The following is a 20,581-nucleotide window of genomic DNA, read 5'->3' on the forward strand; positions in this document are numbered from 1 at the left end:
TCGTTCCGTTGGTGCCCTGGCGGGAATCGGCCACGGCGCATTCCCGCCGCGCACATCATCCCTGCACCACCCTCACCTCTGCCAATGTGGCGCCACCGCAGCACCGACACTCTCCGGACTTGGGGCATTCGCCTGCCCGTGCGCCGGAATCAGATGGGGAGAGCGATGCGCCCGATTTCGCGTACGGCCAGGGGAGCGGCGACCGCCGTCGTCCTGGCCGTCACCGCGGTCGCGCCGTCCACGGCCGCGATGCCGCAGGACGACCCGACCGGCAATCGACCGCTCGTCGGCAGCGAGGCCGCCCGGGCCGACCGCGCCGGGGAACAGACCGCCACCGTCACGCTGGTCACCGGTGACCGGGTCCTCGTCCGCCGCGACGCGGCCGGTAACCCGGCCGCCACCGCGCTGCCCCGCGAGGACGGGACGGTGCCCTTCGTCCAGACCCGCCGCTCCGGCCACGAGCTGTACGTCTACCCCGAGACAGCCACCGCCGCGCTCGCCGCCGGCCGCGTCGACGAGGAGCTCTTCAACGTCACCGGTCTGATCAGGCAGGGCTACGACGACGCCGGCACCACCACCCTGCCCCTCATCGCGGTCTACGGCTCCGACCTCGCCCGTACCGTCCCCGCCACCCCGCGCGGCGCCCGGCGCGGTCAGGTCCTCGAAGCCGTCGACGGAGTCGCGCTCAAGGCCGACAAGAAGCAGGCCGCCGTCTTCTGGGCCGACGTGAACAGCCCGACCGCGCGGTCCGCCTCCGGGCTCACGAAGCTCTGGCTCGACCGCAAGGTCGAGGCCACCCTGGAGCGTTCGACCCGGCAGGTGCACGCACCCGAGGCGTGGGCCGCGGGATTCGACGGCACCGGCACCAAGGTCGCCGTCCTCGACACCGGCGCCGACACCCAGCACCCCGACCTCAAGGGGCGGATCGTCGCATCGGAGAACTTCACCGACTCCGACACCGCCGAGGACCGCGGGGGCCACGGCACCCACACGCTCTCCACCGTCGGCGGCTCCGGAGCGGCGAGCGGCGGCAAGAAGAAGGGTGTCGCGCCCGGCGCCGCCCTCCTCAACGGCAAGGTCCTCAACGACCAGGGCTCCGGCGCCGCCTCCTGGATCATCGCCGGCATGGAGTGGGCCGTCGCGCAGGGCGCCGACGTCGTCTCCATGAGCCTCGGCAGCTCCGAACCCACCGACTGCACCGACCCGATGAGCGTCGCCGCGCAGGAACTCGCCCAGAACAAGGGCACGTTGTTCGTCGTCGCGGCCGGCAACGCCGGGCCGACGCTCAACACCGTCTCCTCGCCCGGCTGCGCCGCCGACGTCCTGACCGTGGGCGCCACCGACCGTGACGACTCCACCGCCTCATTCTCCAGCCGCGGTCCGACGATCGTCCAGCACACCCTGAAGCCGGAGATCGCCGCGCCCGGCGTCGACATATCCGCCGCCGCCGTCGGTGGCCGGGGCGTGTACGCCTACCAGTCCATGTCCGGTACGTCGATGGCCACCCCGCACGTCGCGGGCGCCGCCGCCGTCGTCAAGCAGCGCCACCCCGACTGGACGGCCCGGCAGATCAAGGCCGCGCTCGTCTCCTCCGCCGAGAGCGCCGTCCCCGGCGACGTCCGCGAGGTCGGCGGCGGCCGGCTCGACGTCAAGGCCGCGGTCGACCAGACCGTCCTCGGCGCCGCCGCCGTCCAGGGCGGCACCTTCAACTGGCCCCAGGACCGCGGCGACCGCACCTCGGTCGCCGTCCCGTACACCAACACCTCCGCCAAGGCCGTCACCCTGACCCTCGGCGTCGAGAAGGTCACCGGCAACGACGGCTCCCGCGTCCGGTCCTCCGTCGCCCGGCTCGACAGGCGCACGGTCACCGTCCCCGCCGGCGCGACCGTCGAGGTCCCGCTCGAACTGGACCCGACCGCCCGGCTGGCGCGCGCCCAGTACGGCGACGTCACCGGACGGATCGTCGCCACCGGCCGCGACGGCCTGGAGGTCTCGACGCCGTTCTCCCTCTACGTCCAGCCCGAAACCGTCACCCTGCGGGTCAAGTTGATCGACCGTCAGGGCAGGCCCGCCGCAGGCCCGTCGTCGCTGGACCTCATCGGCACCGACACCGCGAGCGGCGAGCGCCGCTTCAACGAGGGCGCCACGGACCAGGTCTTCCAGGTGCGGCCCGGCAGCTACTTCCTCAGCTCCTTCGTCACCACCCCCGACGCGGGCGAGGGCGCCACCCTGACCGACACGCTCAGCTACCTGGCCCGCCCGCAGCTGGAGGTGACCAGGGACGCCACCGTCGTCCTCGACGCCCGCACGGCGCACCAGCTGTCGGTGCGGACCGACAGGCCCGGCGAGCAGCGTGGCACCACCCTGGCGTTCTCCCGCTCGTGGGACACCTGGCTGCACGCCGGAACGGCGGCGGGCACCCGCACCATCCGCGGCTACTACGCCTCGGTCGAAGGCCGCGCCGACGACGGCGACTTCGAGTTCGGCAGCTACTGGCGCACCACCGCCCCGCAGATCGCCTCGCTGAAGACCACCGACGGCACGGTCCTGCACCCGGTCACCGGCTCCCTCGGCTCCGACAACCTCGACGGCACCGGCTCCGCCCGGCTCGTCGACGCGGGCACCGGAACCCCCGCGGAGCTGACGGCCGCGGGCGTCGAGGGCCGGATCGCCCTGGTCCGGATACCCGACACCTCCACCAACGTGTCGGCCGTCGCCCGGGACGCCAAGGCCGCCGGCGCGGTCGCCGTCCTCGTGCACCGCACCTCGACCGCCCGCTGGTACCCCACGGCAGGCTTCACGGGCGCCGGATTCCCGGTCCTCGCCGTCCCCGCGACCGAGGCGGCGACGCTCCTCGCCAAGCTCTCCGCGGGCGCGGTCACCCTCGCCTGGAAGGCCACCGCCAAGAGCCCGTACCTCTACAACCTCGCGTTCCCCGAAGCGGGCCAGATCCGCGACGACAAGACCTACCGGGTCCGTGACACACAGCTGGGCCGTACGGAGTCCACCTACGGTTCCATGGGCGTCGCCACCGACTTCATCGACAACGCCGCCGCCCATCGGCCGGACAGTACGTCCGTCTCCTTCGGCGCCATCGAGCCGGTCCCGGCGCCGGGCACCCGGACCGAGTACTACACGGCCGGGGACACCCGGTGGGACCAGATGCTGTCGTCCAGCTTCCCGTTCGGCGAGTTCATGATCGGGACCGAGCGGGCGTACACGGCGGGGGAGAGGCGTACCGAACGCTGGTACGACGGCGTCGTCGCCCCCACCGCCCCGCGCGACACGGCCGGAATGCCGCTCCTCGTCGCCGAACGCCAGGGCGACCTCATCGGCTTCGCCGACTCCCTGTGGGGCGACAGCACCCACTACTCCCAGCCCGGATCCTTCGGGGACATCGGCAACCTCCGGTTGAGCAGGGACGGCGAGCTGCTCGGGGAGACCGGATGGCCGTCCGGGGTGTTCGAAGTCCCGTCCGAGCGCGGCACGTACACGCTCGAACAGAACATCACGAAGATCGGCAGCAAGGTGTGGAACCGCTCCACATCCGTCAACTCGGTCTGGGAATTCACCTCCGAGCTCGACGAGAGCGTCTACTCTCAAGGCATCCCGATTCTCTTCCCCCGGTACGACCTGCCGGAGGACGGACTGAAGACCCTCGCCGCGACCGACGGCCAGAAGATCGGCCTCACCGCGACGGGTCACGCGGGTTACCCGCCCGCCGCGCTCACCTCTGCCAGGCTCTCGTACTCCTACGACGGCGGTACGACCTGGACGGAGGCGCAGGTCTCCCAGCGGGGCGGCACCTGGACCGCGACCGTGCACCACGCGGGCGCGTCCGGCCGGCCGGTCACGTTGAAGACCGAACTGACGGATGCCCAGGGCAACTCCGTCACCCAGACCGTGGTCCGCGCTTACGACGTGCGCTGATCACGCCGGTCCGCCGGGCGTCCTTCCCGTGGGGGGTGGGGTCGCCCGGCGGACCTCTTTTTCGTCGTGTCCCGTTTTCTGACGGCCTGTGCGGTGGACAATATGGGCATGACTCAGCAGGGGGACAACTGGTGGGACAAGCTCTACGACGAGTCGGCGCCGGACACGGTCCCGACGACCACGGGCGACACGCTCGACGACCGCTTCGACTCGGCATCCCGAGCGACGACGGACGCGCCGCTCCCGACGACGGGCACCAGACCTCCCGGGGCACCGGGCGGCACGGCGCCCCCGACGGGTGAGGCGCCCCCGTCGCGCGTCGCGCCTCCGGCGCAGCCGCGCGCGCCCCGGGCTCCCTGGGAGCCCCTCGACGACCCCGGTCCGGCAACCGGCAGCCTCGGCCTCGACGCCGACGCCGACGCCGACTCCGGCCTCGACCTCGATCTCGCCCTGGACCCCGGCGCCCGCCCCTCCGACCCGGGCGCCCGCCCCTCCGACCCGGGGGCCCGCCCCTCCGACCCCGGCGCCCCCCGCCCCACCGCGTCCGGTACGGCACCGCGCTCGTTCCCGGCGCCACCGCCCCACCCGCCCGCCCCGCCCGTCGGCGACCCGCCTCCGCCCCCGCCGCCCGTACCCCCGGGCGCGGACGCCGACGCGGACGCCACGCTCGTGGGCGACCTGCCCGGGCCGCTGCCCCGTCCCCGTACCGCGCACGTCGGCAACCGGCCGCCCACCTACGACGCCGAGCCGACCGCGCTGCCGACGGCCCTGCCCGGGCAGCTCGGCGAGTTGGTGGCCGACACCGTCCTCGACGGCGCGCGCTACGGCTCGTACACCCTGCGCGCCGTCTCGCAGCGCGGCGACTCCGCCCGCTACCGCGGCGAACCCCGTAGGGACGCCCTGCTCACCGCCCGGTTCGGCCAGGAGGAGGCCGCGCTCGTCCTCGTCGCCGTGGCGACCGGGGCCCGCGCCGCCGAGGGCGCGCACCTCGCGGCGGCCGACGCCTGCCGCTGGATCGCGGAGGCCGTCGGCCGCAGCCACGCCCGGCTCTCCGAGGACATCCGCTCCGGCCGCCGGGGCGACCTGAAGTCGGGGCTGCAGCGCCTCACGGACCGTACGTACGGCAAGCTGCGCGCCCGCGCCGCGGAACGGGGCGTCGAGCCGGGGGAGTACACCGCCGGCCTGCGCTGTCTGCTGCTCTGCGCCGACCCCGACTGCCGCACCCGGGTCTTCTTCGGCGTCGGCCCCGGCGGCCTCTTCCGGCTCCGCGACGGCGCCTGGCAGGACATCGAGCCGCTGCTGCCCGAGCCCGCCGCGCTCACCGGCGCCCCGGTGGTCGGCTTCGGCTCCCCGCCGGCCGAGACGGCCGAGGGTGACCGCCGGACCATGAGGCTCGGTGTGCTCGGGGCGGCGCCCGGCGCGCCCTTCGCGGAGGACCCTGCCCGGGCCCCCGGCCGCCCGGAGACCGCGCCGCCCGCCGAACCGTTCCGCTTCCGCGCCTCCGTCGCCCGACCCGGCGACACCCTGCTCCTCGCCTCGAAGGGTCTCGCCGAGCCGATGCGGGGCGAGCCCGCCCTCGCCAAGGAGCTGGCCGAGCGCTGGGCGTCCGCCGAGCCGCCCGGGCTCGCCGCCTACCTCGCCGACACCCAGCTGAGGGTGAAGGGGTACGCCGACGACCGTACAGCGGTGGCCGTCTGGGAGGCGTAACGGTCCGCCCCATGGGTTGATGGATCCATGGCCAAACAGAACGTCGCTGAACAGTTCGTCGACATCCTCGTCCGGGCCGGCGTCCGCCGTCTGTACGGCGTGGTGGGCGACAGCCTGAACCCCGTCGTCGACGCCATCCGCCGTACGCCCGACATCGACTGGGTCCAGGTCCGGCACGAGGAGGTCGCCGCCTTCGCCGCCGGCGCCGAGGCGCAGATCACCGGAAAGCTCGCCGCCTGCGCCGGCTCCTGCGGGCCGGGCAACCTGCACCTGATCAACGGCCTGTACGACGCCCACCGCTCGATGGCCCCGGTCCTCGCGCTGGCCTCGCAGATCCCCTCCAGCGAGATCGGCCTCGGCTACTTCCAGGAGACGCACCCGGACCGGCTCTTCACCGAGTGCAGCCACTACAGCGAGCTGATCTCCAGCCCGAAGCAGATGCCGCGCCTGCTCCAGACGGCCATTCAGCACGCCGTCGGGCAGAGCGGCGTCAGCGTCGTGGCCCTTCCGGGCGACATCGCCTCGGAGCCCGCGCCCGAAGGAGCCCTGCAGACCGCCCTCGTGACGTCCCGGCCCACCGTCCGTCCGGGTGACGCCGAGATCGACGCCCTGGCGCGGATGGTCGACGAGGCCGATCGGGTGACGCTGTTCTGCGGCAGCGGCACCGCCGGCGCGCACGCCGAGGTGATGCAGTTCGCCGAGCGCGTGAACGCGCCGATCGGCCACGCGCTGCGCGGCAAGGAGTGGATCCAGTACGACAACCCGTACGACGTCGGGATGAGCGGGCTGCTCGGCTACGGAGCGGCCTACGAGGCCACCCACGAGTGCGATCTGCTGATCCTGCTCGGCACGGACTTCCCGTACAACGCCTTCCTGCCGAACGACGTCAAGATCGTCCAGGTGGACATCCGGCCCGAGCACCTGGGACGGCGCTCCAAGCTGGACCTGGCGGTCTGGGGCGACGTGCGGGAGACGTTGCGCTGCCTCACGCCGCGGGTCCGGGCGAAGTCGGACCGGCGGTTCCTCGACAAGATGCTGAAGAAGCACGCCGACGCGCTCGAAGGGGTCGTCAAGGCGTACACCCGCAAGGTCGAGAAGCACGTGCCGATCCACCCGGAGTACGTCGCCTCCGTCCTGGACGAACTCGCCGACGACGACGCGGTGTTCACCGTCGACACGGGCATGTGCAACGTGTGGGCCGCGCGGTACATCACGCCCAACGGCCGTCGCCGCATCATCGGTTCGTTCTCGCACGGCTCGATGGCGAACGCCCTGCCGCAGGCCATCGGAGCCCAGTTCACCGACCGCGGCCGCCAGGTGATCTCGATGTCCGGCGACGGCGGATTCTCCATGCTGATGGGCGACTTCCTCACCCTGGTCCAGTACGACCTGCCGGTGAAGATCGTCCTTTTCGACAACTCCGCTCTCGGCATGGTCGAGTTGGAGATGCTGGTGGCGGGCCTCCCCTCGTACGGCACGAACAACCACAACCCCGACTTCGCCGCCGTCGCCCGCGCGGCCGGTGCCTACGGCGTGCGCGTCGAGAAGCCCAAGCAACTCGCGGGCGCCCTCAAGGACGCCTTCAAGCACAAGGGACCGGCCCTGGTCGACATCGTCACCGACCCCAACGCCCTCTCGATCCCACCGAAGATCAGCCGCGAGATGGTGTCCGGGTTCGCGCTCTCCGCGAGCAAGATCGTCCTGGACGGCGGGGTCGGCCGCATGCTCCAGATGGCCCGCTCGAACCTGCGCAACGTGCCGAGGCCATGAATGCGAGCCCACCGGTGGGGCATGCATCCCCGTGAACCTGTTCGAGGAGATGTGTACCGACATGTGGGTGGGGGATATGGCCGGGGAGGCACGACAGCCGACTCAGTTGCTCAGAAAGGTGGGATGCGCGGAGCTCACCGCGGTGCCGGAGGTACGGCACGCGTTGCGCAGGATGCTGCGGGCCTGGGGCGAGCCGGGCGCCTCCGACGTCGCGGAGCTGCTCACCAGTGAACTCGTCACGAACGCGCTGATCCATACCGACCACGGCGCGGTGGTGACCGCGACCGTGGTGCCCGACAGCCTGCGCGTGGAAGTACGCGACTTCGTCTCCGGCCTCTCCGGCCCCGCCGCTCCGTCGGCGCCGTGCGTACCGTTCGCCGACGGCGGTACGCACGGGCACCGTCCGCAGCGCGACGACACCCACGGCCGGGGCCTCGTCCTGGTCCAGGAACTGGCCGACTCCTGGGGAGTCGAGGACCACGGCGTGGGCAAGGTGGTGTGGTTCGAACTGAACGGCGGGGCCGCGTGAGCGCCCCTCGGGCTCCCACGCGGCCCCGCCGATCCTTCCGGCCGACGTCCCCGCGCCCCGGGGACCGCCCCGGGCGCACATCACGGTCAGCCGAACTGCTGTTCCAGGTCCTTCAGTTTGCGCTCCAGCGAGTCGAGCCGGGGCAGCGTCTGGGTGTCGTCCTCGGCGGTGAGGTCCACCGTCCGGGGCTCAGCCCCCTTGACGGCCTGGAGGGAGGGCCGGTGTCGAAGCGGCAGTTGTCCGGGGTCGGCTATGGCGGGCTCCGCGACGGCGGCCCCCACGGACGACGTCGCGGAGCCCGCGCCTGAGTTCAGGGACGGGGTCGCCCCGCTCTGGCCGGAGTTCAGGGACGGCACGTCGACCTGACGGCCACCCCCGCCCCCGCGACCGAGTCCGAAGGCCCGGTGCTGCCGGTTGAGCGCCTTGATCCTCGCCCGGTCCAGCTTCTCCTGCTCGCGTCTGCGGTGCCGGTTCTGCTCCTTCTCGCGCCGGTCCTCCCGGACCTCGTCGACCGCCTCGTCCAGGGTCCGTACGCCTTCCAGCAGCATCAGCGACCACGCGGCGAAGGTCTCCCGGGGCGCCCGCAGCCACCGTACGATCCGGATCTGCGGCAGCGGACGCGGTACGAGGCCCTGCTCGCGCAGCGCCGCCCGGCGGGTCTGCTTGAGCGCCCGGTCGAAGAGGACCGCGGCCGAGAGGGACATCCCCGCGAAGAACTGCGGCGCGCCCGCGTGGTCCAGGCCCCGGGGCGCGTGCACCCAGTTGAACCAGGCGGCCGCGCCCGCGAACGTCCAGACGAGGAGCCGCGAGCCGAGGGCCGCGTCGCCATGGCTCGCCTCGCGGACCGCGAGGACCGAGCAGAACATGGCCGCGCCGTCGAGGCCGAAGGGGACCAGGTACTCCCAGCCCCCGGTGAGATTCAGGTTCTGCCGGCCGAAGCCGACGAGACCGTGGAAGGAGAGCGCGGCGGCGACGGCCGCGCAGCAGAAGAGCAGAACGTACGAGGCGGTCGCGTAGACCGCTTCCTTGCGTCGGCGGCGTTCCTCACTGCGTTCCCAGGAGTCCTCGGCCGCGGCCTGGTCACCGGCGCGCTTGCCGCGCGCGAGCACCGCCACCGCCGTCAGGACTCCGGCCACCATGACGCCACCCGGAAGCAGCCAGTCCAGCGATATGTCGGTCAGTCTCATGCGGTGTCCCTTGCATCGCAGTAGGGCGTTTCGGGCGCCCATACTGGCCGACCCCGAGGGGCCCCCACGTGGTTTCCCGGCAAGAGCACGCCATCGGGGTGGGACGGCATGCGAATAGGTGCGATCCGGTCGAACGCCGGGGCGGGGCAAGGGAGTTGTGTTCGATTCACGCCACTCGTACGAGTGGCGTAATCGGGCGGGGTCGAGGTGGACCGTCAGGCCGTCGCGGTGAGTCGGCGGACCCGGTCGGCGTCGCACGTCCGCGGACACGTCAGGCAGGTGTCCTCGGGGCGCAGCGTGTAGAAGAAGCAGCACGTGGCCCGGTCCCGGGTGGCACGCGGCGTGCCGTCGGGCTCCTCGGCCCCCGGCAGCGCGCGGAAGCTCGCGGCCCCGGCGTACGGCTTGGCCGTGCCGGGCATCAGCAGCTCCAGTTCTGCCATCCCCCGCTCCTCCTCGCCGAGCAGCGCCGAGATGTACCAGAGCCCCTCGACGATCTCGTCCGTCGCCATGCCCCACAGCGCCCGCTTGCCGCGCCGCATCCGGGGCCCGAAGCCGGCCAGGATGGACTCGAAGTGCTCGGCGAGCGCGTCCCTGACCTCGGCGCGCAGCGCCTCCTCGTCCGGGACGACCCGGGCGCCGGGCAGCTCGGCGGCGGGGTCGCCGGGCAGGCAGGTGAACTCCTCGATCCGCACGGCCATCCGGCCCAGGGCCCGCTGGAAGGCCACGTTGCGGGCGGGCAGGCGCGGGACCCTGCGGTGCAGGAACCAGGGGACCGTGACCAGGAGGCAGGCGGGCCACGCGTACCGGTGCAGGCCGAAGCTGGCGATCACGTCGGGGCGGGCCTGCCGGCCGTAGTCCCGCAGCACCTGCGCGTTGTCCCAGGCCAGGAAGGCGTCGAGGGCGGCGCCGCCGGCCGCGAGCTCGTCCGCCCCGACCCAGCCCGCGCCGCGCGGCAGCTGGTCGCGGCTGCCCAGCTCCTCTATCCGCAGGCTGGGGAACACCTCGCCGAGGCGGGCGTACGAGGCCGCGACGGAGGAGGTGAGGGGGGCGGGAAGCAGGGCGGGGAGGGCCATACGGGACCACCGAATCGCGATCGTTAGCAGGTTAGCCTTACCTTACCCGATGCGTTCGAGGTTTGAACTGCGGCCCCGTCCGCCTATGGTGCACAGGGGGCCTCGGTATCGCGAGCCAGGCCCGGCACGACCCCGCAGGAGGACCCGGGTGGAGCAGGGCAGAGCGCGCGAGCGGGCGACCGGCGCCGCCGCCGACCCCGACACCGGCGCCTGCGCGGGCGAAGCGGCCGACCGGTCGCGTCCGCCGCACGCGCAGCATCCCTCGTACGGCGGTCCCGTACGGGTCCCGGAGCAGACGCGGGGCGAGGAGCCGACGCCCCTACGGGGCGAGGCTGCGGCGCTTGTACGGGGCGGGACCGCGGCGGCCGTCCGGGCCGAGGCAGGGTCGCCCGTACGGGGCGAGCACACGCACAGCGAGCCCCCCGCACCCCGACCTGCGCCGGCGGCGGGATCCCCGCGTCCCGTCCGGCGCCACTCCGTTCGTGGCCAGATCCTCCAGGCACTGCGCACCGCGCTCGTCGGCGGCGAACTGGTTCCCGGCGAGGTGTACTCCGCCCCCGTGCTCGCCGAGCGCTTCGGCGTCTCCGCGACCCCGGTGCGGGAGGCGATGCAGCAGCTGGCCGTCGAGGGGGCCGTGGAGGTCGTCCCGAACCGGGGATTCCGGGTCACCGAGCGCACTCCGCGTGAACTGGCCGAGCTGGCCGAGGTCCGCGCGCTCATCGAGGTCCCGGTCATGCTCCGGCTCGCCCGCACGGTCCCGGCCGCCCGCTGGGCCGAGCTCAAGCCGCTCGCCGAGGCCACCGCGACGGCCGCCGCCCGCGGCGACCGGGCCCACTACGCCGAGGCGGACCGCGCCTTCCACCGCGCCGTCCTCTCCCTCGCGGGCAACGAACAGCTCCTCGCCGTCGCCGACGACCTGCACCGGCGCTCCCAATGGCCCCTGGTGAGCGGCCCGGTGATCCGGCACGGCGACCTCGTGGCGGACGCGGCGGAACACACCGCCCTCCTGGACGCGCTGATCGCCCAGGACGTCACCGTCGTACAGTCACTTGTCAGGGAGCATTTCACCGGATCGGCGGACTGACGACTAAGGTCGTTGCCGTCGTCCGTCCGCACAGCGCCGCCCGTGAGGTGTCCCATGCCGTCCGCGACCCCCTCCTCGGCGTGGGGAAGGTGCCCGTGACCGGATCCGTCCGCGGAGACCGCCCAGCCTCCGGTACGGAGGCCGAGGCGGCGGCCCTGCTCGGCTGGCTCACCGACCCCGAGGCGCCCCGGCTCTGCCTGGTCGTCGGCGGCCCCCGCCGGGGCAAGTCCGCGCTGCTCGCCTGGCTCGCCGCCCACGGTACGCGCGCGGGCGCGCGCAGGAGGCGCGCGGCGCGCGAGCTGATCCCGCTCGCCGGCCAGTGCGCGCTGGGCGCCGCCTGGACGATCGCGAACCGGCTCGGGGTCGTGGCCCGCACGCCCGGCGAGCTCGTCCGGTCCGTCGCCACCACGGAGGCGCGCCGCGCGGCCCTGGTCCTGCCGGACCTGCACGCGGCCGCGGAGCCGGAGGCCATCGCCGAACTGATCGCCGAACTCGTCGCGTCGGGCCGCGTCCGCCTGGTCGTCGAGACCTGCAAGGGCACACCGGCGTACGACCTCCTGGCGGCCTCGGGCCGCGTCACGGTGGTGGAGCTGGACGGGGGGTTGGACGGTGCGGAGGGGCGCGGGCCGGGGGCGGGAACGAGTGCCGGTACGGGAACGAGTGCCGGTACGGGGACGGGTGGCGGCCGGGAGCCGAGTTGGGACGAGGGCGGGGGCGGGGAGTGGGGCGGGGCGACGGGAGCGGAGCCGTACGAGGCGCGGCACGCGGTCGACCTGTCCGACCCGGTCGCGGTCTGCGCGGCGGACCCGCTGCGCGTCACCACCGCGTACGTGACCGGACCCGGCGACGACCGCGGCGGCCTGCGGTCGGCGTGGCTGCGCACCGGGCAGTCGCTCTGCCGTGACCAGGGACCGGCCGACCGGGCGGTGGTCCTGCTCGCCGCACTCGGGGACGGGGCGGACCCGCGGCTCCGTCCGGTGCTGCGCGCTCTCGCGGCCGACGCGCCCTGGCGGGTGCGGTGGAGCCGCGTACGGGGCGACGTGGCCCCGCCGTGGCCGGGTCCGGTGACGGCCCTGGGGGTGTCGGACGACCGCCTGTTGGTGGCCGGTACGACGGATGCCGTCCAGCTTCTCGGCGCGGGCGACGCGACGACCCTGGGCGCGCCGCTGCGGAGCCCCTCGGGCGGCCGGATCAAGGCCCTGGCGCCGGCGCCGGACGGCACGCTCCTGCTCCTGGACGAACGAGGCCGGCTGCTGCCCGTGCCCGGGCCCGAACCGCGGGCGCCGTACCTGGAACGGCTCACGGCGGCCGTGGCGACGACCCTCACCCGGCATCCGGGCACGGCGCTCGCGGCGATCGGCGGCTCGGTGGTGGTGGGCGACCGGCTCGGCTCGGTCCACGCCTTCGGCCTGACGGGCATCCACCAGGCCGCCCTGCACAGCGGGCGGGTCACCACCGTGACCGCGGTCGAGACGGCGACCGGGCCCTTCCTCTGCAGCGGCGGCCACGACGGCACGGTGCGCCGCTGGATCCCGGGCCGGGACCCGGACCCCACCCCGATCGCCGAACGCCGCGTCCCGGTGGTCTCGTCGCACGCCACGGAGACCCCGGACGGCCCGCTGCTGGCGATCGCCTGGGCGGACGGCCTGGTGGAGCTGCACGACCTGGAATCCCGCAGCCGCCTCCCCTTCCGCCCGGGCCCCCTGGTCCGCGCGGTGGCGGTCACCCCGGACGGGGCGGTGATGGTGGGGACGGACGAGGCCCTGCTCTGCCTGGAGCGCGTACCCGGCTGGGTACGCCCACGCCGTCGGGGTCCGACGGCCGGGTGAGGGCGGGCGCCGGAGGCCGCCTGGCCGAACGGCCCGCCGCGCGGTGCGCGGACGGGCCGTTCGGTCTTCTCCGAGCGGAGTGACTGGTCGTCAGATCGCCGGTCTGGGCGTCAGTTGGGCCGCGAGCCAGGTCGGGACGCCCCCCAGGAGGCGGAAGAGACGGGTCGCCTCCGCACGGAGGCGACCCGCCTCCGGTTCGGTCTCCGTGGTGGCGAGGGCTGTGAGGGCCGGGGCCGTACCGACCAGATAGCCCAACTCCTCGCGGATGCGCAGGGACTCGGCGAAACCGTGCCGCGCCTCGGCCAACTCGCCCTCTCTCAGGGCGAGTCCGGCGAGATGGCGCCAGGTGGACGAGAGCAGCAGGTCGTCCCCCTGGGCCGTCGCGCCCGCGTGTGCGCGTCGGTAGGCGGCCCGGGCCGCGTCAGGGGAGTCGCCGATGTTCTGCGCGACAAGACCGCGCCGGTAGTCCAACAGCGGCCGCCCGTGCGCCGACGGGCTGATCAGCGCCGCCGCCCGACCGAGCGCCGCGGTCGCCTCGTCCGCCCGGTCGCGTACGCCGAGCAGCGTCGACGCGTAGGCGAGATAGCCGCGTTCGCACGCGGCAGCCCCCCGCTCCTCGTCCGTCTGGGCCACGGCCTCGGCCGCCCGCAGCGCCTCCTCCGCGTCCGCCCACCCCTGTTCGGTGTACAGACACCGCTCGATCAGGAGGGCGGCCCGCTCCAACGCGGCCGCCGGCTCCGTCGCGCGGGGGGTGAGCAGAGCTGCCGCGTCGGTCCAGCAACCTCGTGAGCGCAGACGCCATATGGCCGTCTCCACCGGGGTCGCCCCGCCGTAGCCAAGGGCCGGATCGTCGCCACCCGTTGTTCCGGAACCAGACATGGCGGTGTCCGCCACATTGCCCTCCCCGAGCGCGCCATTGAGCTATTGGGTCAGCCCGCATCTCAGCACGAACGCGTGGCGCTGGCCAAGGGGTCAGGTGAAAGATTTCACAAGTGCGGAATCTTGACCGGTATGCGGACGCGTGCGTTCACGGTCCGGTCGGGGCCGGCCGACGGCCGATCCGGCCCGCCCGCGCCCCGTCTCCGGCTCCGCGAGGGGGAGACGGCGGCCGTCGTGCGGGGGTGCCGGGACCTCAGGCGCCGTCAGGAGTCGTGTTCCCTCGAAGAGATGAACGGCGGCCGCTGCCCGCTGACGCACCCGGAAGGGGACGCGCCCCCGTCGTGCCCCCGTCGAGGATTCCGCGCCCGGCCATGGGGCCGTGCGGGTGGCCCCCGTCGAGGATTCCGGTGGCCTGCCATTGGGCCGTGCGAGTGATCCTCGGGCGGGGGCGCCCCGGCTACGACATGCGGAGCGCCAGGAAGAAGTCCAGCTTGTCCTCCAGACGCGACAGGTCCCTGCCGGTCAGTTGCTCGATCCGGCCCACCCGGTAGCGCAGGGTGTTCACATGCAGGTGGAGACGGGTCGCGCAGCGCGTCCAGGAGCCGTCGCAGTCGAGGAAGGCCTCCAGCGTGGGGATCAGCTCGGCCCGGTGGCGGCGGTCGTAGTCGCGCAGCGGGTCCAGCAGGCGGGCCGTGAAGGCGCGCCTGACGTCGTCCGGGACGAAGGGGAGCAGCAGCACGTGCGAGGCCAGCTCGTGGTGGCCGGCGGCGCAGACGCGGCCCGGGCGGGCGGCCGCGACCCGGCGGGCGTGCCGGGCCTCCTCCAGGGCGCCGCGCAGGCCCTCCGCCGAGTGCACGGCCGCGCTGACGCCCAGCGTGAGGCGGCCGTCGTCGGCGAGACCGGACGACAGCGGGTCGCGTACGGCCGCCAGCAGGGCGTCCGCGTGCAGGCCCAGGGCCGTCGTGCCCTCGTCCTCGCTGTCGGGCAGCGGTCCGGCGGGCAGCGGCACGAGCGCGATGGCCTCGTCCCCGTGGTGCGCGACGGCGATCCGGTCGGCCGAGTCGGCGCCCACGGTCGCCGGGTCGACGAGGATCTCCTCCAGGAGCGCCTGGGCGACCGGGCCCGTGTCCACCGTGCCCGCCCCGCCCTCCTGATCCCACTCGACGCGGGCGACGACGACCTGCCAGTGCGGGGCCGTGCCCAGGCCGGGCAGCAGGACCGGGGCCGCGACCCGCAGACGGGCGGCGATCTCGGCCGGGGCGGCGCCCGTCTGGACCAGCTCCAGGACCTCCTGCGCGAGCCGGCGCCGCACCGTACGCGCCGCGTCCCGGCGGTCCCGCTCGACGGCGATCAGCTGCGTGACGCCCTGGAGCAGGTCGAGCCGGGCGGCCGGCCAGTCGCCCGCGTCGGCCTCGACGGCCAGCAGCCAGTCGGACAGCACGGTCTCCCGCACGTCCCGCGCGGCGGGGGCCGCGCCGCGGCCGGTGTTGCGGATCGGGAAGAGGGAGTACGTCGTTCCGGAGGCGCTCAACCGGTGCGGTCCGCGCCGTCCGGTGCGGGTCGCGGCCAGGTGCTCGCCGGCCAGGGTCGAGGCGAGCCCGGCCTCGAGCGGCTCACCGGCCCCGGCGATCTGGCGCCCGGTGGGGGAGAGCACCCAGGCCCGGAGGTCCAGGTCGGAGCCCAGGAGGTCGAGGACGACCTCGGGCCCGCCACCGGCCGGACCGGAGGTCATCAGCCTCCTGTGGCGATCGACGACGGCCGCCAGGTCGCCCGCCCGCTCGCCGGACACCTGTCGAACAACGTGCTCGGTGATCGTTGCGAACGCAACGGATTCGTTGACTGCGAAGAGTGGCAGCCGATGGCGCGAACACGCCTGTACGAGATCGTCGGGGATGTCCCCCAGCTCCGCCTCGCCGGCGGCGAGCGCCGCCACCCCGGCGGAGGCCAGGATCCGGACGAAGGGCTCCGCCTCGTCGGGCTCCCGCAGCCAGGCGAGGCCGGTGAGGACCAGCTCACCGCCGGACAGATATCGGCTGGGGTCCTTGAGGTCCGTGGTCATCACGCCGCGAACGGTGCGATCCAGCTCGTCCTCACCACCGAGCAGGCGCAGCCCCAGCGCGTCGGTTTCCAGCAGTGCGCGCAGCCGCATCTCGTTGCCGCCGTTCCTTCTCGTCCGTCACTCGTCTGTCACTCTCGGGGGTTCTCGCCCGCCGTGCTCCCCGGGGGCGACGGAAAGACCGACGGTCCCGAAGACTGTCGCGTTGTCGCCGGTGGCGCGGTGCCACGGTTTCCAGGGGAAAACGGCGAGGTTACTGAGCACCGCCGTTCGTTCGAATCTACAAGACGAACAAGGTCACCAGCCAACTCCTTCATGTTTTCGGTGACTGCACCCGGGCGGGCAGGGCTTGTGTACTAGGCCACACATCGCGTTAACAGCACGTGAACATGATTTCGAAGTCGAGGGCCGGCCGTCCCCCCGGGCCCGTACGACCGACCGACCCCCGACCACTAGAAGCACAAGAAGAGAGCCACCATGGACTTCCTTCGCCCCGCCAGCTGGGAGGAGGCGCTCGCCGCCAAGGCCGAGCACCCCACGGCCGTGCCCATCGCGGGAGGCACCGACATCATGGTCGAGATCAACTTCGACCATCGGCGTCCCGCGTACCTCCTGGACCTGAACCGCATCGAGTTGCTGCGCGAGTGGGAGGTCGGCGAGGAGAACGTCCGCCTCGGCGCCTCCGTCCCGTACACCCAGATCATGGAGAACCTGCGGGCCGAGCTGCCGGGCCTCGCGCTCGCCTCGCACACCGTGGCCTCCCCGCAGATCCGCAACCGCGGTGGCGTCGGTGGCAACCTGGGCACCGCGTCCCCCGCCGGAGACGCGCACCCGGCCCTGCTCGCCGCGGGTGCCGAGGTCGAGGTCGAGTCGGTGCGCGGCAACCGGTTCATCCCGATCGACGAGTTCTACACGGGCGTGAAGCGCAACGCGCTGCAGCCCGACGAGCTCATCAAGACCGTCCACATCAAGAAGGCGGACGGCCCCCAGCAGTACTCCAAGGTCGGCACGCGCAACGCGATGGTCATCGCCGTCTGCGCCTTCGGCCTGGCGCTCCACCCGGAGACCCGCACGGTCCGCACCGGCATCGGTTCGGCCGCGCCCACCCCGATCCGCGCCAAGGAGGCCGAGGCCTTCCTGAACGCGGCTCTGGAGGAGGGCGGCTTCTGGGAGAGCGGCAAGATCATCACTCCGTCGATCGCGAAGCAGTTCGCCGACCTCTGCTCGGGCGCCGCGAACCCGATCGACGACGTCCGTGGCACCGCCAAGTACCGCCGCCACGCCGTCGGCATCATGGCCCGCCGCCAGCTCGGCTGGACCTGGGAGCAGTACCGCGGCACCGGCCGCACGCTTGAGGGAGCTGCATAACCATGCGCGTCAATTTCACGGTCAACGGTCGTCCGCAGGAAGCCGACGACGTCTGGGAGGGCGAGTCCCTTCTCTACGTCCTGCGTGAGCGGATGGGCCTGCCCGGCTCCAAGAACGCCTGCGAGCAGGGCGAGTGCGGTTCCTGCACGGTCCGTCTCGACGGCGTGCCGGTCTGTTCCTGCCTGGTCGCCGCCGGACAGGTCGAGGGCCGCGAGGTCGTCACCGTCGAGGGTCTGGCCGACTACGCCCAGCACCGCGAGGACGCCCACCCCGGCGGTGCCTGTGGCACCGGCGGCTGCGGCACCACGCTCGACTCCGCCAAGAAGTGGCAGGCCAAGCCGGCCGACTCGCAGACCGGTGAGGGTGGCGAACTCTCGCCGATCCAGCAGGCGTTCATCGACGCCGGCGCCGTCCAGTGCGGCTTCTGCACCCCGGGTCTGCTGATCGCCGCCGACGAGCTCCTGGAGCGCCAGAGCGACCCGTCCGACCAGGACATCCGTGAGGCCCTCTCCGGCAACCTCTGCCGCTGCACGGGCTACGAGAAGATCCTCGACGCGGTCCGCCTGGCGGCCGCCCGTCAGGGAGAGGCGGTCTGACCATGGCTCAGAACACGCGCACCGTTCCGGCGGGCACGCCGACCAACGTCACCCAGAAGCACACCAAGGGCGGCATCGGCGAGTCCACCCTCCGCCCCGACGGTACCCTCAAGGTCACCGGTGAGTTCGCGTACTCCTCGGACATGTGGCACGAGGACATGCTCTGGGGCCAGACGCTCCGCTCGACCGTCGCGCACGCCGAGATCGTCTCCATCGACATCTCCGAGGCGCTCGCGATGTCCGGCGTGTACGCCGTGCTCACGTACGACGACCTGCCGACCGAGATGAAGAACTACGGCCTGGAGATCCAGGACACGCCCGTCCTGGCGCACGGCAAGGTCCGTCACCACGGTGAGCCGGTGGCCCTGATCGCCGCCGACCACCCGGAGACCGCGCGCCGCGCGGCCGCCAAGGTCAAGATCGAGTACCGCGAGCTGCCGCTCGTCACCGACGAGGCCTCCGCCCTCGCCGACGACGCGCCGCTGATCCACGAGGGCCGCGACGACCACCACATCGGTCACGTCCCGCACCCGAACATCGTGCACCGCCAGCCGATCATCCGCGGCAACGTGGAGGAGGCCCGCAAGCGCGCCGACGTCATCGTCGAGGGCGAGTACGTCTTCGGCATGCAGGACCAGGCCTTCCTCGGTCCGGAGTCCGGTCTCGCCGTGCCGTCCGAGGACGGCGGTGTCGACCTCTACGTCGCCACCCAGTGGCTGCACTCGGACCTCAAGCAGATCGCCCCGGTCCTCGGCCTGCCCGAGGAGAAGGTCCGCATGACGCTCTCCGGCGTCGGCGGTGCCTTCGGTGGCCGCGAGGACCTGTCGATGCAGATCCACGCCTGCCTCCTGGCGCTCCGCACCGGCAAGCCGGTCAAGATCGTCTACAACCGCTTCGAGTCCTTCTTCGGCCATGTGCACCGCCACCCGGCGAAGCTCTGGTACGAGCACGGCGCCACCAAGGACGGCAAGCTCACGCACCTCAAGGCCCGGATCGTGCTCGACGGCGGCGCCTACGCCTCGGCCTCCCCGGCCGTCGTCGGCAACGCCTCCTCGCTCGGCGCCGGCCCGTACGTGGTCGACGACGTCGAGATCGAGGCCGTCGCGCTCTACACCAACAACCCGCCCTGTGGCGCGATGCGCGGCTTCGGCGCGGTCCAGGCGTGCTTCGCGTACGAGGCGCAGATGGACAAGCTGGCGGCGAAGCTGGGCATGGACCCGGTGGAGCTGCGCCAGATCAACGCCATGGAGCAGGGCACGATCATGCCGACCGGCCAGGTCGTGGACTCGCCGGCCCCGGTCGCCGAGCTGCTGCGCCGGGTCAAGGCCCGCCCCCTGCCGCCGGAGCAGCAGTGGCTCGCGGCCGGCGAGGACGCGGATGTCCGCGCCCTGCCGGGTGGCCTCTCCAACACCACCCACGGCGAGGGCGTCGTCCGCGGTGTCGGCTACGCCGTCGGCATCAAGAACGTCGGCTTCTCCGAGGGCTTCGACGACTACTCCACCGCCCGCGTGCGCCTGGAGGTCATCAACGGCGAGCCCGTCGCGATGGTCCACACGGCCATGGCGGAGGTCGGCCAGGGCGGTGTCACCGTCCACGCCCAGATCGCCCGCACGGAACTGGGCGTCACCCAGGTGACCATCCACCCGGCCGACACCCAGGTCGGCTCCGCCGGCTCGACGTCCGCCTCCCGGCAGACGTACATGACCGGTGGCGCGGTGAAGAACACCTGCGAGAAGGTGCGCGAGTCCGTCCTGGAGATCGGCCGCCGCAAGTTCGGCTCGTACCACCCGGCGTGGGCCACCGCGGAGCTGCTCCTCGAAGGCGGCAAGGTCGTCACCGACGGCGGCGAGGTCCTCGCGGACCTGGCCGACGTCCTGGAGGGCGAGACCGTCGACCAGGAGCACGAGTTCCGGCACCGCCCGACCGTCCCGTTCGACCTGATCACCGGCCAGGGCGACGGCCACGTCCAGTACACCTTCGCCGCGCACCGCGCGGTGGTGGAGGTGGACACCGAGCTCGGCCTCGTGAAGGTCATCGAGCTCGCGACCGCCCAGGACGTCGGCAAGGCGCTCAACATGCTCTCCGTCGTCGGCCAGATCCAGGGTGGTACCACCCAGGGCCTGGGCGTCGCGGTGATGGAAGAGATCATCGTGGACCCGAAGACCGCGAAGGTGCGCAACCCCTCCTTCACGGACTACCTGATCCCGACGATCCTCGACACGCCGACCATCCCGGTCGACGTACTCGAACTGGCCGACCCCAACGCGCCGTACGGCCTGCGGGGTCTCGGCGAGGCCCCGACCCTTTCGTCCACCCCGGCCGTCCTCGCGGCGATCCGGAACGCGACGGGCCTGGAGCTCAACAAGACGCCGGTCCGCCCTGAGGCGCTCACCGGCACCCTGTAGGACTCTCCGGGCGGTGCGCGCCTCCCCGGAACGTCACACTTCCGCAGCCCGCACCGCCCGGAGCAGCCCACTCGCTCGTGGGACCCAGCAGGACCAGCAGCACCCGCGGTACCCAGCAGGACCAGCTTGAACAGCAGGACCAGTTCGACGTGATTCACCCCGTTCGTC

13 protein-coding genes are annotated in these 20,581 nt (G+C 73.1%); 9 read left to right on the forward strand and 4 right to left on the reverse strand.

Annotation, left to right across the window (positions count from 1 at the left end; genetic code table 11):
- Positions 1–165: 165 nt before the first annotated feature.
- The 4 genes from ACIPPS_RS32255 to ACIPPS_RS32270 all read left to right on the forward strand — a co-directional run bounded on the left by ACIPPS_RS32255 (position 166) and on the right by ACIPPS_RS32270 (position 7,936).
- The gene (locus ACIPPS_RS32255) at positions 166–3,930 is read left to right on the forward strand and encodes a S8 family serine peptidase (RefSeq protein WP_401439632.1); all 3,765 of its coding nucleotides are present in this window, start codon (positions 166–168) and stop codon (positions 3,928–3,930) included.
- Positions 3,931–4,038: 108 nt separating this feature from the next.
- The gene (locus ACIPPS_RS32260) at positions 4,039–5,637 is read left to right on the forward strand and encodes a protein phosphatase 2C domain-containing protein (RefSeq protein ID WP_401439635.1); all 1,599 of its coding nucleotides are present in this window, start codon (positions 4,039–4,041) and stop codon (positions 5,635–5,637) included.
- Positions 5,638–5,664: 27 nt separating this feature from the next.
- Positions 5,665–7,407, forward strand: a complete 1,743-nt coding sequence (locus ACIPPS_RS32265; protein WP_401439637.1) for a pyruvate dehydrogenase — start codon at positions 5,665–5,667, stop codon at positions 7,405–7,407.
- A gap of 61 nt (positions 7,408–7,468) precedes the next feature.
- A complete protein-coding gene (locus ACIPPS_RS32270; RefSeq protein WP_401439640.1) occupies positions 7,469–7,936 on the forward strand; it encodes an ATP-binding protein in 468 nt (155 codons plus the stop codon).
- An 86-nt stretch (positions 7,937–8,022) separates the two neighbouring features.
- Here the strand turns inward: ACIPPS_RS32270 and ACIPPS_RS32275 are convergent, their stop codons facing one another.
- Positions 8,023–9,123: a DUF2637 domain-containing protein gene (locus ACIPPS_RS32275; RefSeq protein WP_401439642.1), complete on the reverse strand. Its 1,101-nt coding sequence runs from the start codon at positions 9,121–9,123 to the stop codon at positions 8,023–8,025.
- Between the two features lie 215 nt (positions 9,124–9,338).
- A complete protein-coding gene (locus tag ACIPPS_RS32280; protein WP_401439644.1) occupies positions 9,339–10,196 on the reverse strand; it encodes a (2Fe-2S)-binding protein in 858 nt (285 codons plus the stop codon).
- A 148-nt stretch (positions 10,197–10,344) separates the two neighbouring features.
- On the opposite strand from ACIPPS_RS32280, the gene ACIPPS_RS32285 reads away from it, so the two are divergent.
- Positions 10,345–11,280 (forward strand): GntR family transcriptional regulator, encoded by a 936-nt coding sequence (locus tag ACIPPS_RS32285; protein ID WP_401439647.1) that lies wholly within the window; start codon positions 10,345–10,347, stop codon positions 11,278–11,280.
- A 95-nt stretch (positions 11,281–11,375) separates the two neighbouring features.
- Positions 11,376–13,109, forward strand: coding sequence for a hypothetical protein (locus ACIPPS_RS32290; protein WP_401439649.1), 1,734 nt, complete (start codon positions 11,376–11,378; stop codon positions 13,107–13,109).
- Between the two features lie 90 nt (positions 13,110–13,199).
- On the opposite strand, the gene ACIPPS_RS32295 is transcribed toward ACIPPS_RS32290, so the two are convergent.
- Positions 13,200–13,988: a hypothetical protein gene (locus tag ACIPPS_RS32295; RefSeq protein ID WP_401439684.1), complete on the reverse strand. Its 789-nt coding sequence runs from the start codon at positions 13,986–13,988 to the stop codon at positions 13,200–13,202.
- Positions 13,989–14,445: 457 nt separating this feature from the next.
- Positions 14,446–16,137: a PucR family transcriptional regulator gene (locus tag ACIPPS_RS32300; RefSeq protein WP_401439651.1), complete on the reverse strand. Its 1,692-nt coding sequence runs from the start codon at positions 16,135–16,137 to the stop codon at positions 14,446–14,448.
- Positions 16,138–16,521: 384 nt separating this feature from the next.
- On the opposite strand from ACIPPS_RS32300, the gene ACIPPS_RS32305 reads away from it, so the two are divergent.
- From ACIPPS_RS32305 to pucD, 3 genes are read left to right on the forward strand one after another with little or no spacing between them, the layout of a single operon-like run.
- Positions 16,522–17,412, forward strand: coding sequence for an FAD binding domain-containing protein (locus ACIPPS_RS32305; protein WP_401439654.1), 891 nt, complete (start codon positions 16,522–16,524; stop codon positions 17,410–17,412).
- A 2-nt stretch (positions 17,413–17,414) separates the two neighbouring features.
- Complete coding sequence (locus ACIPPS_RS32310) at positions 17,415–18,008, forward strand: (2Fe-2S)-binding protein (RefSeq protein ID WP_401439656.1); 594 nt, start codon at positions 17,415–17,417, stop codon at positions 18,006–18,008.
- 2 nt (positions 18,009–18,010) lie between these two features.
- Positions 18,011–20,413: a xanthine dehydrogenase subunit D gene (gene pucD, locus ACIPPS_RS32315; RefSeq protein WP_401439658.1), complete on the forward strand. Its 2,403-nt coding sequence runs from the start codon at positions 18,011–18,013 to the stop codon at positions 20,411–20,413.
- Positions 20,414–20,581 lie beyond the last annotated feature (168 nt).

It is taken from the genome of Streptomyces sp. NPDC090127 (assembly GCF_044746945.1).
Lineage (GTDB): Bacteria > Actinomycetota > Actinomycetes > Streptomycetales > Streptomycetaceae > Streptomyces.

What these genes read in the sequence shown, in the direction of transcription:
- ACIPPS_RS32255 (WP_401439632.1), top strand. Translation starts at nt 166, where the DNA reads ATGCGCCCGATTTCGCGTACGGCCAGGGGAGCGGCGACCGCCGTCGTC.
- ACIPPS_RS32260 (WP_401439635.1), top strand. Translation starts at nt 4,039, where the DNA reads ATGACTCAGCAGGGGGACAACTGGTGGGACAAGCTCTACGACGAGTCG.
- ACIPPS_RS32265 (WP_401439637.1), top strand. Translation starts at nt 5,665, where the DNA reads ATGGCCAAACAGAACGTCGCTGAACAGTTCGTCGACATCCTCGTCCGG.
- ACIPPS_RS32270 (WP_401439640.1), top strand. Translation starts at nt 7,469, where the DNA reads ATGTGGGTGGGGGATATGGCCGGGGAGGCACGACAGCCGACTCAGTTG.
- ACIPPS_RS32275 (WP_401439642.1), bottom strand. Translation starts at nt 9,123, where the DNA reads ATGAGACTGACCGACATATCGCTGGACTGGCTGCTTCCGGGTGGCGTC.
- ACIPPS_RS32280 (WP_401439644.1), bottom strand. Translation starts at nt 10,196, where the DNA reads ATGGCCCTCCCCGCCCTGCTTCCCGCCCCCCTCACCTCCTCCGTCGCG.
- ACIPPS_RS32295 (WP_401439684.1), bottom strand. Translation starts at nt 13,988, where the DNA reads ATGTCTGGTTCCGGAACAACGGGTGGCGACGATCCGGCCCTTGGCTAC.
- ACIPPS_RS32300 (WP_401439651.1), bottom strand. Translation starts at nt 16,137, where the DNA reads ATGCGGCTGCGCGCACTGCTGGAAACCGACGCGCTGGGGCTGCGCCTG.
- ACIPPS_RS32305 (WP_401439654.1), top strand. Translation starts at nt 16,522, where the DNA reads ATGGACTTCCTTCGCCCCGCCAGCTGGGAGGAGGCGCTCGCCGCCAAG.
- ACIPPS_RS32310 (WP_401439656.1), top strand. Translation starts at nt 17,415, where the DNA reads ATGCGCGTCAATTTCACGGTCAACGGTCGTCCGCAGGAAGCCGACGAC.
- pucD (WP_401439658.1), top strand. Translation starts at nt 18,011, where the DNA reads ATGGCTCAGAACACGCGCACCGTTCCGGCGGGCACGCCGACCAACGTC.